The sequence below is a fragment of the Achromobacter sp. AONIH1 genome, assembly GCF_002902905.1.
Classification (GTDB): domain Bacteria; phylum Pseudomonadota; class Gammaproteobacteria; order Burkholderiales; family Burkholderiaceae_B; genus Achromobacter.
In genome coordinates this window covers 6160718-6173461 of the sequence record NZ_CP026124.1, presented here as the reverse complement: position 1 = coordinate 6173461, position 12744 = coordinate 6160718, and the positions used below count along the sequence as shown (strand labels likewise).

Annotated in this window: 12 protein-coding genes; 10 read left to right on the top strand and 2 right to left on the bottom strand. The window is 67.3% G+C overall.

Annotated features, from left to right (window positions below; translation table 11 throughout):
* Nucleotides 1-53 precede the first annotated feature (53 nt).
* A complete protein-coding gene (locus C2U31_RS28140; RefSeq protein ID WP_103275807.1) occupies nucleotides 54-488 on the top strand; it encodes a hypothetical protein in 435 nt (144 codons plus the stop codon).
* A gap of 68 nt (nucleotides 489-556) precedes the next feature.
* Here C2U31_RS28140 and C2U31_RS28135 read toward each other — a convergent pair whose 3' ends face one another.
* A complete protein-coding gene (locus C2U31_RS28135; RefSeq protein ID WP_103275806.1) occupies nucleotides 557-1867 on the bottom strand; it encodes a dicarboxylate/amino acid:cation symporter in 1311 nt (436 codons plus the stop codon).
* Nucleotides 1868-2195: 328 nt separating this feature from the next.
* Between C2U31_RS28135 and C2U31_RS28130 the strand changes: the two genes are divergently transcribed.
* Nucleotides 2196-3095 carry an SMP-30/gluconolactonase/LRE family protein gene (locus C2U31_RS28130; RefSeq protein WP_103275805.1) on the top strand — a complete coding sequence of 300 codons (900 nt, stop codon included), beginning with the start codon at nucleotides 2196-2198 and terminating at the stop codon, nucleotides 3093-3095.
* 222 nt (nucleotides 3096-3317) lie between these two features.
* The gene (gene fba / locus C2U31_RS28125; protein ID WP_103275804.1) at nucleotides 3318-4382 is read left to right on the top strand and encodes a class II fructose-bisphosphate aldolase; all 1065 of its coding nucleotides are present in this window, start codon (nucleotides 3318-3320) and stop codon (nucleotides 4380-4382) included.
* A 113-nt stretch (nucleotides 4383-4495) separates the two neighbouring features.
* On the opposite strand, the gene C2U31_RS28120 is transcribed toward fba, so the two are convergent.
* A complete protein-coding gene (locus C2U31_RS28120; RefSeq protein ID WP_103275803.1) occupies nucleotides 4496-4954 on the bottom strand; it encodes a GFA family protein in 459 nt (152 codons plus the stop codon).
* A gap of 309 nt (nucleotides 4955-5263) precedes the next feature.
* On the opposite strand from C2U31_RS28120, the gene C2U31_RS28115 reads away from it, so the two are divergent.
* The 7 genes from C2U31_RS28115 to C2U31_RS28090 all read left to right on the top strand — a co-directional run bounded on the left by C2U31_RS28115 (nucleotide 5264) and on the right by C2U31_RS28090 (nucleotide 12725).
* Nucleotides 5264-6145, top strand: a complete 882-nt coding sequence (locus C2U31_RS28115; protein WP_103275802.1) for a phosphoribosylaminoimidazolesuccinocarboxamide synthase — start codon at nucleotides 5264-5266, stop codon at nucleotides 6143-6145.
* A 370-nt stretch (nucleotides 6146-6515) separates the two neighbouring features.
* The gene (locus tag C2U31_RS30880) at nucleotides 6516-6674 is read left to right on the top strand and encodes a DUF5993 family protein (RefSeq protein ID WP_369869712.1); all 159 of its coding nucleotides are present in this window, start codon (nucleotides 6516-6518) and stop codon (nucleotides 6672-6674) included.
* 10 nt (nucleotides 6675-6684) lie between these two features.
* Entirely contained in the window at nucleotides 6685-7257 is a 573-nt protein-coding gene (locus C2U31_RS28110; protein WP_103275801.1) for a disulfide bond formation protein B, read from the top strand.
* A gap of 81 nt (nucleotides 7258-7338) precedes the next feature.
* Nucleotides 7339-7860: a 5-(carboxyamino)imidazole ribonucleotide mutase gene (gene purE, locus C2U31_RS28105; protein ID WP_199770911.1), complete on the top strand. Its 522-nt coding sequence runs from the start codon at nucleotides 7339-7341 to the stop codon at nucleotides 7858-7860.
* Nucleotides 7861-7865: 5 nt separating this feature from the next.
* Nucleotides 7866-9056 carry a 5-(carboxyamino)imidazole ribonucleotide synthase gene (locus C2U31_RS28100; protein ID WP_103276618.1) on the top strand — a complete coding sequence of 397 codons (1191 nt, stop codon included), beginning with the start codon at nucleotides 7866-7868 and terminating at the stop codon, nucleotides 9054-9056.
* Nucleotides 9057-9065: 9 nt separating this feature from the next.
* Nucleotides 9066-10115, top strand: a complete 1050-nt coding sequence (locus C2U31_RS28095; RefSeq protein WP_103275800.1) for an L-threonylcarbamoyladenylate synthase — start codon at nucleotides 9066-9068, stop codon at nucleotides 10113-10115.
* Nucleotides 10116-10496: 381 nt separating this feature from the next.
* Nucleotides 10497-12725, top strand: a complete 2229-nt coding sequence (locus C2U31_RS28090) for a TonB-dependent siderophore receptor (protein ID WP_103275799.1) — start codon at nucleotides 10497-10499, stop codon at nucleotides 12723-12725.
* Nucleotides 12726-12744 lie beyond the last annotated feature (19 nt).

Sequence of the window (12744 nt, the reverse complement as noted above, 5' to 3'; positions counted from 1 at the left end):
TTAAATGGCGGGCATGGCATGTTGGCATGCCCCAGCCTTACACGGAGCCCGCGATGGCGCGATTCAATTTCACCCAGGATCCCGAAGAGCCCGATTTGTGGGCGGCCGAGCTGGTGCCGGCCGGCGCCGGACGTCCGCCCATCCACGTCATGATCCAGACCGATGGCGAAGAACCCGGCAGCGGCGCGTCCAAGGCGGTCAAGAGCATCATCGACAAGCTGGACGACCACGTCCTGGCCGCGTCCGAATTCCTGCTCGATCATTATTCCTACGAACAGTGCAAGAAGCACGGCTACGAGGACGACCAGCTGCTGGCCGAGGAAACCGCCGAGGCCATGGCCGGCAAGGCGGTGCTGCGCGCGCTGTGGCTGTTCGACGAGGACGGTGAAGGCTACGAGCTATGGTTCACGCTGCCCTGGGACCCGGTCCATACCTACGACGTGGAGTTCGAGGACGGCGAGCCGGTGGCCTGTTCGGTCAATGACTGAACGGCGCGACTGAACCGCGCGACGGAACGGCGGTACAAAAAAAACGGGCCATTCGGCCCGTTTTTGTCTTACACGCTCTGAGAGGCCGGTTTCGCCGGCGCTTCCTGCGCCTGCGGCGCGGCGGCTTCGCCGGCCGCGGCCGTGGTCGGATCATCCTCGCCGCCTTCCATCTTGGCGATCACCGCGGTGGCCAGGCTGTTGCCCACCACGTTGGTGGCGGTGCGGCCCATGTCGAAGAACTGGTCGATGCCCATAATGAGCAGCAGGCCGGCTTCCGGCAGGTGGAACATCGGCAGCGTGGCGGCCACCACCACCAGCGAGGCGCGCGCCACGCCGGCCATGCCCTTGCTGGTCACCATCAGCACCAGCAGCAGCGTCAGCTGTTGCGAGAAGCTCATTTCGATGTTGTAGGCCTGCGCGATGAACAGCACCGCGAAGGACTGGTACATCATCGAGCCGTCCAGGTTGAACGAATAGCCCAGCGGCAGCACGAAGCCCGAGATGCGCTTGGACACGCCGAAACGCGAGAGCGCCTCGATGGTCTTGGGATAGGCCGATTCGCTGCTGGCGGTCGAGAAGGCCAGCAGGGTGGGCTCCTTGATCAGGCCGCCCAGACGGAACGTGGACTTGCCCAGGAACAGGTAGCCGACCGCGAACAGGATGGCCCACAGCAGCGCCAGGCCCAGGTAGAACTCGCCGATCAGCTTGCCGTAGCTGACCAGCACGCCCAGGCCCTCGGTCGTAATGGCGGCGGCCATGGCGGCGAACACGCCCAGCGGCGCGAAGCGCATCACATAGTCGGTGACGCGGAACATGATCTTGGCCAGTTCGTCGATCATGTTGAAGATGGTGTTGTGGCCCTTGCCGCGGATGAACGACAGCGCCGCGCCGAAGAACAGCGAGAACACCAGGATCTGCAGGATCTCGTTATTGGCCATCGCCTCGGCGATGCTCTTGGGGAAGACGTGGGTGATGAAGGTCTTGAGCGTGAAGTCGCCGGTCTTCAGGCCGGAGGTGAGGCTCGTGTCCGGCAGCGCCAGGTTCAGGTGGGCGCCGGGCTGGAACACGTTCACCAGCATCAGGCCCAGCAGCAGCGAGATGGCCGAGGCGGTGATGAACCAGAACATGGCGCGCAGGCCGATGCGGCCGACGGCGCTGGCGTCGCTCATGCTGGCCAGGCCCGAGACCAGGGTGGCGAACACCAGGGGCGCGATGATCATCTTGATCATGCGCAGGAAGATGTCGGTGATCAGGCTGAAGTACGAGGCGATCTGCTTGGCCTCCTGCGCGTTCTGCGCGTACTTGTTGCAGAGGTATCCCACCAAGACGCCGAGCACCATGGCCAGGCCGATGTAGCGCGTCAGTTTTTTCGTATTCATATCGGTAAAACGCAAAACGGAGGACCGGGTCGCCTGGCGTGAAGCCTGCCGCCGGCACGGGGCGGGACTAGCGGTCTGATGATGGAATGCCAGGGCAAGCCAGGCCGGTTCCGCAGGCGGAAACGGCCGTGCGCGGCGTGCTGCGGCTGCGCGGGTTAACCCTCGGGGCGCGATGTTAACCCCGAGTAGCTGACAGTTAGTTGTAAGGTTGGGGACGGTTGAGTCATGACAAAATCATTTGTCCCCGTACCGCCCCGGAAGGAGCGGGAGAGGGCCCGGTCCGCCGGCGCGCCGGCGGCAGTCACGCAAAAATAATGGAGACAGAGCAATGCCGAAACGCGAATTGTCCGTGCTGGCCTCCGGTTATACCTATCTCGAGGGCCTGCGCTGGCGCGACGGGCGCCTGTGGGCGTCGGACTTCTACACCGAGCAGGTGATCGCCGTCGATCTCGAAGGGCGCATCGAGCAGATCTGCAGGGTGCCGCAGCAGCCATCCGGCCTGGGCTGGCTGCCCGACGGCCGCATGCTGGTGTCCTCCATGAAGGACCGCAAGGTGCTGCGCCGGGAGGCGGACGGGACGCTGGTCGTGCACGCCGACCTGAGCGCCCTGACTGGCGGCCCGATCAACGACATGGTGGTCGACGGCCAGGGGCGGGCCTACGTGGGCAATTTCGGCTTCGATCTGATGGCGGGCGAGCCCGTCGCCACCACCACCGTCGTCCGGGTCGATCCGGACGGCTCGGCCCGCGCCGTGGCCGACGGGCTGTGCTTTCCCAACGGCTCCTTCATCACGCCCGACGGCAAGACCCTGATCGTCAACGAGACCTTCGGCAATCGCATCTCGGAATTCGACATCCTGGCCGACGGCGGCCTCGGCCCGCGTCGCGACTGGGCCGACTTCGGCGCGCTGCCGGCCTCGGATGACCTGCACACGCTGATCGCCGCCTCGGCCATCGGTCCGGACGGTGGCGCGCTGGACGCCGAGGGCGCGCTGTGGGTGGCCGACGCCATCGGCAAGCGCATCGTGCGCGTGGCGCGCGGCGGCCGCATCCTGGAGCAGATCGACACCGGCGAACTGGGAATCTTCGCGGCGGCGCTGGGCGGGCCCGATGGCCGCACGTTGTTCATGGCGGCCGCGCCGGATTTCATCGAGGCCAATCGCCGCGCCAAGCCAGAAGGCCGCATCCTGGTCGCCCGGGTCGACGTGCCGCATGCGGGTCTGCCCTGAACATGCGGGCCTGCCCCGAACGTCGGGGGCGGGGGAGCCCGCCTCGACCCGCGCCGGCCGCCGTCAGGCGTTCCCCGAGGGCTTCTCCCGGCGCCGCCGCCCTCGTCCGGAAGCATGTGGACATAGGGTTGCAAGACCTTTCCGCGAATCCCCCGTAAAATCCCTCCTTATCAGCAGGTTTCAATCATCTCTCAATAAACTGCACCCTTAGGAGGACCACTCATGGCCCTAGTCTCCATGCGCCAGTTGCTCGACCATGCCGCCGAGCATGGCTATGGCATCCCGGCTTTCAACGTCAACAACCTGGAACAGGTCCAGGCCATCATGGAAGCCGCGGCGGAGACCGACAGCCCGGTGATCATGCAGGCCTCGGCCGGCGCGCGCAAATACGCGGGCGAAGGTTTCCTGAAGTACCTGATCCAGGCCGCCGTGGAGTCCTACCCCCACATTCCCGTGGTCATGCACCAGGATCACGGCCAGTCGCCGGCCATCTGCCAGGGCGCCATCAACCTGGGCTTCTCCAGCGTGATGATGGACGGCTCGCTGAAGGAAGACGGCAAGACCATCGCCGACTACGACTACAACGTCGACGTGACCAAGAAGGTCGTGGACATCGCCCACAAGCTGGGCGTGACGGTCGAAGGCGAACTGGGCTGCCTGGGTTCGCTGGAAACCATGCAGGGCGACAAGGAAGACGGCCACGGCGCCGACGGCAAGCTGACCATGGACCAGTTGCTGACCGATCCCGAGCAGGCCGCCGACTTCGTGCGCAAGACCCAGCTGGACGCCCTGGCCATCGCCATCGGCACCAGCCACGGCGCCTACAAGTTCACGCGCAAGCCCACCGGCGACATCCTGTCGATCGCCCGCATCAAGGAAATCCACGCCCGCCTGCCCAACACCCACCTGGTGATGCACGGCAGCTCCAGCGTGCCGCAGGAACTGCTGGCCGAGATCCGCGAGTTCGGCGGCGACATGAAGGAAACCTACGGCGTGCCCGTCGAGGAAATCCAGGAAGCCATCAAGTTTGGCGTGCGCAAGATCAACATCGACACCGACATCCGCCTGGCCATGACCGGCGCCGTCCGTCGCTTCTTCGCCGAGAACCCCAGCAAGTTCGATCCGCGCGAATACCTGAAGCCGGCGCGCGCCGCCGCCAAGGCGATCTGTGTCGCCCGCTACACCGAGTTCGGTACCGCCGGCAACGCCAGCAAGATCAAGGCCCTGCCGCTGACCGAGATCGCCGCCCAGTACGCCTCGGGCAAGCTGGCGCAAGTGGTGCAGTAAGCCATGCAAAGATGGACTGCCCTCCATGGCAGTCCTGATGTGGCATGAAGAAAAGGGCGAGTCCTGCAGGACTCGCCCTTTTTGCTGTTTTGCCGCCGCATAGCGCGTCGGCCTCAGGCTATCGGTGGCGCATTGCCTGGAAAACTGGGCGCGGCGGCATCGATGTGGTGCCAGGACGGCGCCGAGCCGGTCCACAGGCTGACCCGCGCGCGGAAGGCTTCCGGGTCGTCCAGCGAGCCGGCGCGGACCACGTCGTAGTTGGCGCCCTCGGTGCCGCCGAATAGCGGCGTGCCACAGTCCGGGCAGAAGCTGCGCATGACGGCGCGGCCCGAACCGCCGCGGTAGCGGTGCTCCTTGGCCGCGCCGCGCAGCAGCGTGACCGATCCCGCCGGGAACAGCAGCGCGTGGGCCGGCGCGCCGCCGCTGGAATACTGGCAGTCGCGGCAATGACAGGTGGCGGCCGTGATCGGCTCGTCGGTGACCGCGTAGCGTATGGCGCCGCATTGGCAGCCGCCGGTGAAGTGCACCTGCGCGTCAGTCTTCGAGGTGCGTTTTTGGAAAGCATCCTGCATACGACTCTGTCTCCGGGCAAGGGATATGCGCCGTTGCGCCCCGGCCTGATCCTGCGTGCCGGTCTGGGCAGGAAACGTCCGGGCGGTCGGCGCGAATGTGTGCTGCGGCCACCGGACCCGGCGGCCGGATCAGAGGCTAACCCGGTCCCGCGCGCGCGGCAAGGCGGGCCTATTTGCAGTAATCTATGCGCTTTGCAGGATCCGCGCTTCCGGCGCCCGCCTCGCCCCGCGGATTCCCGGTTTCGTCTTGTTCCCGCCCTGGCGCTCGGCCCGAGGCGGGAATCTTCATTTTTGCCATAGGCCATTCCCGTGACTTCTGCTTTGCATCAATCCAGCATCAAGTCCTTGCCGCTGCTGGGACGCGGCAAGGTGCGCGACATGTACGCGGTGGGCGACGACAAGTTGCTGATCGTCGCATCGGACCGCATCTCCGCCTTCGACGTGATCCTCGACGATCCCATCCCCGGCAAGGGCCAGGTGCTGACCGAACTGACCGAGTTCTGGCTGCAGAAGCTCGCCCACATCCTGCCCAACCATTCCACCGGCGTGAAGCCGGAAGACGTGGTGGCGGCCGACGAGGTCGACCAGGTGCGCGGCCGCGCCGTGGTGGTCAAGCGCCTCAAGCCCATCCTGGTCGAGGCCGTCGCGCGCGGCTACCTGATCGGTTCGGGCTGGAAGGACTACCAGGCCACCGGCTCGGTCTGCGGCATCAAGCTGCCCGCCGGCCTGCAGCAGGCCAGCCAGTTGCCCGAGCCGATCTTCACGCCGGCCGCCAAGGCGGAGTTCGGCATGCACGATGAAAACGTGGACTTCGCCCACGTGGTCAAGGAAGTCGGTCAGGAAATGGCCGAGCGCATCCGCGACGTGACGCTCAAGCTGTACACCGAAGCCGCGCGCTTTGCCGCGACCAAGGGCATCATCATCGCCGACACCAAGTTCGAGTTCGGCCTGGACGACGACGGCACGCTCTACCTGATGGACGAAGTGCTGACGCCCGATTCCTCGCGCTTCTGGCCGGCCGACGGCTACCGCGTGGGCATCAGCCCGCCGTCGTTCGACAAGCAGTTCGTGCGCGACTGGCTCGAGACCCAGACCTGGGACAAGACGCCGCCGGCCCCGCGCCTGCCTCAGGATGTGCTGGAAAAGACCGCCGCCAAGTACCGCGAGGCGCTGGACCGCCTGATGGCCTGATCGCCGGTTGCCGGCTCTGGCACGATCCGAACCCCTCGCAGCGCAAGCGCTGCGAGGGGTTCTTTTTTTTCCCGGAATCCACCGGGAATAGGCGATGCCGCAAGGTCGGACAAGTCCGAGATTGCCGGCGCCACCTCACGCCTTGCGCCGCATGCTCCTGCCCGCAACCGCGTCTTCATTGATCAATAAAAGCTGGAAAATGCGCATTTTTCGTCTAATTATTTCCTAATGTGACGCTATACTCGCCAGCGCATTCCTTCCCGACGCCGGGCCGAGGCCGCGCGGGAGTTCTTTCGCCATCAACCGGATGCGGCCCGCAGCCGCCGCAGCAGGGCCTCGCCGCCCGCCGGAAACAAGAAAGGAGCTGCGCATGGTAATGATGTTGCCTTTCCTGACCGGACTGGTCGCGGTGTGGTTTGGCATGCTGGGAAAGCGCCGTCCCGCGGTCGCCTTCTGGATCGTCACCCTGGGGATCTTCGCCGCCTGGTGCCAGCACCACATGACCAGTCCGCTGGCGCTGTCGCTGTAGGGGCGGGGCGATGATCTTTTCTCCGAACCCCGCGCGCGGCTCGCGCTTCCTGAACGGCCTGGCCCTGCTGGGCGTCACCGCCGTGCTGATCGTGGCCTTCGTCTGGCAGATCGCCTACGACGAGCCGCCTTGCCCGCTATGCCTGCTGCAGCGCGTCGCCTTCATGCTGGCCGGCGTGGGCTTGCTGTTGAACCTGCGGCTGGGGCCGTCGCCCATGCACTATGCGATGGTCATCGCCGCCGCGCTGGGCGGCATGCTGGCCTCCGGACGGCAGGTGCTGCTGCACATCGCGCCCGGCGATCCCGGCTACGGCACGACGCTGCTGGGCCTGCATTTCTATACCTGGTCGTTCATCGCCTTCGTCGCGCTCATCGCCTTCTGCGTGCTTATGCTGTCGGCCGACCGCAAATGGGGCGACAGCATGCTCAAGAAGCAGGTGCCGCTAGCGGGCTGGCTCGTCATGGCCCTGTTTTTCGTCATCGTGCTGGTCAATCTGGGCGGCACGACGCTGGAATGCGGTTTCGGGCCCTGCCCGGACAATCCGACGGGCTATCTCTGGCTGGATTCGCTGAGGCTGCGGTAGCGGCCGGCCGGCGCCGGGTAAAATACTGGGTTTCGCGGCGCGCGCCGTGGTTCCCCAACTATTTTTCACTCGACATCGGTCATGACAGCCAAGACTTCCGCAGCGGCGCAGGCCACCCCCGTGGTGGGCGTGATTATGGGTTCTTCCAGCGATTGGGAGGTCATGAAACACGCGGTCGCCATGCTTGAAGACTTCGGCGTGCCGTATGAAGCGCAGGTCATCTCCGCGCACCGCATGCCGCAGGACATGGCCGAGTACGGCGCCGCTGCGCGCGCGCGCGGCCTGCGCGGCATCATCGCCGGCGCCGGCGGCGCCGCGCACCTGCCGGGCATGATGGCGGCCCTGACCGAAGTGCCGGTGTTCGGCGTGCCGGTGCCGTCCAAGTACCTGCGCGGCGAGGATTCGCTGCTGTCCATCGTGCAGATGCCCAAGGGCGTGCCGGTGGCCACCTTCGCGATCGGCGAAGCCGGCGCCGCCAACGCCGCCCTGCACGTGATCGCCACGCTGGCGGGCACGGACGCCGGCCTGCATCAGAAGTTGGTGGCGTTCCGCGCCCGCCAGACGCAGGCCGCGCGCGACATGAAGGTTCCGCCCGAGGCTTGATCCGCATGACTCAATCGACTGCTTTCTCCATCGCTCCCGGCGGCTGGCTCGGCTTGCTGGGCGGCGGCCAGCTGGGCCGCATGTTCTGTCACGCCGCCCAGAGCCTGGGCTACAAGGTCGCCGTGCTCGATCCGGCCGAGGAGTGCCCGGCCGGCATGGTCGCCGACCTGCACATCCGCGCGGCCTATGACGACGAGGCCGGCCTTGCGCGCCTGGCGCAGCAATGCCGCGCCGTCACCACCGAATTCGAGAACGTGCCCGCCGACAGCCTGCGCGCGCTGGCCGCGCGTTGCCGCGTCAGCCCGGCCGCCGATGCCGTGGCCGTGGTACAGGATCGCATCGCCGAAAAAACCTTCATCGCCGCGCAGGGCATTCCCGTCGCGCCGCATGCCGCGATCCGAGGCGAGGCCGACCTGCGCGCCGCGCCCGCCAACCTGTTCCCCGGCATCCTCAAGGTTGCCCGCATGGGTTACGACGGCAAGGGCCAGGCCCGCATCGCCACGCGCGAGGAAGCGCTGGCCGCCTATGCCGAATTCGGTGGCGTGCCCTGCGTGCTGGAAGCGCTGATGCCGCTGGACTACGAGATCTCCGTGGTGCTGGCGCGCGGCTTCGACGGCGCCAGCGTGGTGTTTCCGGTGGCGCGCAACGTGCACCGCGACGGCATCCTGGCGGTGTCCACCGCGTCGGCCGCCGGCCAGGACGCGGCCCACGCAGAACGCCAGGCCCGCGCCACGGCGGCGGCGCAGTCCATCGCGCAGGGTCTGGGCTACCACGGCGTGCTGTGCGTGGAATTCTTCGTCCTCAAGGACGGCAGCCTGATCGTCAATGAAATCGCGCCGCGTCCGCACAACAGCGGCCACTACACCATGGACGCCTGCCTGACCAGCCAGTTCGAGCAGCAGGCGCGCGCCATGGCCGGACTGCCGCTGGGTGGCGTCGACCTGCTGGCGCCGGCCGTCATGCTGAACATCCTGGGCGACATCTGGTACGAGTCGGCCGATACGGACGCGCAGCGCGAGCCCGATTGGGCCGGCGCGCTGTCCACGCCCACCGCCAAGCTGCACCTGTACGGCAAGCGCGAAGCGCGCCGTGGCCGCAAGATGGGCCACGTCACCATCGTCGCGCTGACGCTGGCGCAGGCGCAGGCCGATGCCGCCCGCGTCGCCGCGGCGCTGGGCATGCAGGCGCCGGAGTAGGGCGCGTCCATGGCTATTCCTTCGTCCTGTTCAGCCACGCCCGAGGAAATCGCCCGCGCCGCCGGCCTGCTGTTGGCCGGCGAGCTGGCGGCCTTTCCGACTGAAACCGTCTACGGGCTGGGGGCGGACGCGGAGAACCCGCAGGCCGTGGCCAAGATCTACGCCGCCAAGGGGCGGCCGTCCAACCATCCTGTGATCGTCCATATCGCGCCGGGCGCGGACGTGTCGTACTGGGCCGCGCAGGTGCCGGCCGAGGCGCGGCTGCTGATGGACGCGTTCTGGCCGGGCCCGCTGACGCTGATCCTCAAGCGCGCGCCGCACATCGCGGATACCGTCAGCGGCGGGCAGGACAGCATCGGCCTGCGCTGTCCCTCGCATCCCGTGGCCCAGGCCTTGCTGGCGGCTTTCGCCGCCGGCAAGCCGAACGGGCAGGGCGGGGTGGCGGCGCCGTCGGCCAATAAGTTCGGGCAGGTCTCGCCGACGCTGGCCGAGCACGTGCGCGCGGAATTCCCCGACGAGGTCACGGCCGGCATGCCGGTGCTGGAAGGCGGGGCGTCCGAAGTGGGCATCGAATCCACCATCCTGGACCTGTCGCGGCTGGACCAGGGCGCCGGTCCCGTGCTGCTGCGTCCCGGCCATGTCAGCGCCGCGCAGATCGAGGCGGTGCTGGGCGCGCAGGTGTTCGCGCCCGACGCGGCCGCGCCGCGCGCCTCGGGCACGCTCAAGGCGCATTACGCGCCGCGCACCGAGCTGGAACTGGCCGGCGACGCGCGCGTGGCCGACGTCCTGCAAGGCATCGGCCTGCCCTCGGGCCAGGTGGCGCTGGTGTCGTTCGACCCCGCGCCGGCCTCGACCGATGCCCGCGTGCAATGGCGCCAGGTGCCGTCCGATCCGGCGCGCTACGCGCAGGCGCTGTACGCGCTGCTGCGCGAGCTGGACGCCCAGGGCTATGCCCGCATCGTCGTGCAGGCGCCGCCCGCCAACGACGCATGGCATGCGGTCAACGACCGCATCGGCCGCGCCGCCGCCGCCTTCACGCTCGATACCTCCGACCTGTAGTTTTCGGACAGTCCCGCCTTGCTGGCATGCGTCCGGAGCGGCGCTGCGCCAGCCATGGTCGGCTGGCGGCATTTCCTGGCCTGGCTTCAGGTCTGGCTGAACCCACGGGCATTTCATCGCATCTTCTTGACCGGGCGTCGCTGTTGTCGCGGGGCGACGAAGGCGGTAATTTCAATCAAGGGAAGTAATGATAATGATTGTTATTTGTTATTATTTGTCCCGCAAGATTCCCAGCCCCCTTTGGTAAACGGGCTAGTCAGGGCCGGCGCAAGCCACCCTGCGGCAGTACCGGTCGCATAAGCCGAACCGCGCGTGGCCCCATCGGGATTCAGTGTTTCCTTGTTCCGCCTTGCGGACGTCCATTCCCGCCCACATCCCGACATGAAAATCCGTACTCTCGCCTGCATGGCCGCGGCCCTGCCGTGCCTGGCCCATGCGCAGTCCCTGTCTCCATCAGCAACCCCGTCCGCAATGCCAGCCCAAGCCACGGCGCCCACGGTGTCCATGGACGCCATCAAGGTCGAGGCCAGCGCCGACGCCTCGGCCAGCGGCCTGGCCGAGCCCTATGCCGGCGGGCAGGTGGCGCGCGGCGGCCGCGTCGGCCTGCTGGGCACGCGCGATCTGATGGACACGCCGTTCAGCATCACCAGTTACACCAACGAACTGATCCAGGACAGGCAGGCCCGCAGCGTCGGCGACGTGCTGCAGAATGACGCCGGCGTGCGCGTGGCGCGCGGCTTCGGCAATTTCCAGGAGTCGTACTTCATCCGCGGCTTCATCCTCGGCTCGGACGACGTGGCCTACAACGGCCTGTACAGCCTGCTGCCGCGCCAATACATCGCCACCGAGCTGTTCGAGCGGGTGGAGGTGCTGCGCGGCGCATCCACCTTCCTGACCGGCGCCGTGCCCAATGGCGGCGGCATCGGCGGCGTGATCAACCTGGTGCCCAAGCGAGCGCCCAACGAGCCGCTGACCCGCCTGACCACCGGCATCTCCAGCGGCGGCCAGTATCAGATTTCCACCGACATCGCGCGCCGCTTCGGCCCGGGCGACAGCTCCGGCGTGCGCCTGAACGTGGCGCAGCGCAGCGGCGACACCGCCATCGACGACGAGCACTCGCGTACCAGCCTGGTGTCGCTGGGCCTGGATTGGCGCTCGGCCGACACGCGCCTGTCCGCCGACGTGGGCTGGCAGGAGAACAAGCTCAAGCGCGCCCGCCCGAACGTCAGCTTCGCGCCGGGCCTGAAGGATCACGTGCCCGCGCCGCCCGACGCCAGCTCCAACTACGCCCAGCCCTGGTCGTACTCCAACGAGCGTGATGTGTTCGGTACGCTGCGCGCCGAGCATGACTTCAGCGACAAGCTGACCGGCTGGGCCGCCTTCGGCATGCGCCGCAGCGACGAGGCCAATTCGCTGGGCAACGTCACGCTGACCGACGCGCGCACCGGCGCCGGCAATTTCTACCGCTTCGACAATACGCGCGAGGACAGCGTCAACACCGGCGAACTGGGCCTGCGCGCCAAGGTCCGCACTGGTCCGGTCGGCCATGAATTCGTCGTTTCGGCGTCCTTCTTCGACCTGAAGAAAAAGAACGCCTACGTGATGGACTACGCCAACACGTTCCCGACCAACCTCTACGATCCGGTCTCCTACGGCAAGCCGGCCTTCAGCGCCGGCGCGCTGCGCGGCAACGACCTCGACAATCCCGCCTTGCAGGGCCGCACGCGCACCAGCAGCTACGCCATCGGCGACACCCTGTCCTTCCTGGACGACAAGGTGATGCTGACGCTGGGCCTGCGCCATCAGCGCCTGTCCTCGCGCAGCTATGCATACAACACGGGCAAGGAAAACGGCGCCTATGACGACAGCCGCAATTCCCCCGCGGCTGGCCTGGTGGTGAAGGTGGCGCCCAGCGTCTCGCTGTATGCCAACTACATCGAGGCGCTGGTCGCGGGCGACACCGCGCCGGCCAATGCCAATGGCAAGCCGGTGCCCAACGTGGGCACCAGTCTGTCGCCCTATGTCTCCAAGCAGAAGGAAATCGGCGTCAAGTACGACGGCGATGGCCTGGGCGCCGGCCTGGCGCTGTTCTCGACCGACAAGCCGCGCGCCGCGTATGACGCCAACAACAACTTCACGGCGTCCGGCAAGGACCGCCACCAGGGCGTCGAACTGACTGTCTTCGGCGAGGCGAGCAAGCGCGTGCGTGTGCTGGGCGGCCTGACCTGGCTGGATGCCAAGCAGCGCGCCACCGGCAACGCCGCCATCGACGGCAACCGCGTCATCGGCGTGCCGCGCTTTCAGGCCAACTTGGGCGCGGAATGGGACATCCCCGGCGTGCAGGGCCTGACGCTGGATGGCCGTGTGGTGTACACCGGGGCGTCCTACGCGGACGATGCCAACACGCTCAAGGTGCCCGGCTGGACTCGCTTGGACGCGGGCCTGCGCTACATGATGGATGTGGACGGCCATGTGGTGACGCTGCGCGCCCGCGTCGAGAACATCGCCAACCGCAACTACTGGTCCTCGGTGGGCGGCTATCCCGGCAACGGCTATCTGGTGCTGGGCGGCCCGCGCACCTTCATGCTGAGCGCCAGCATGGACTTCTGAGGCCGCATGCGCGGCGGCC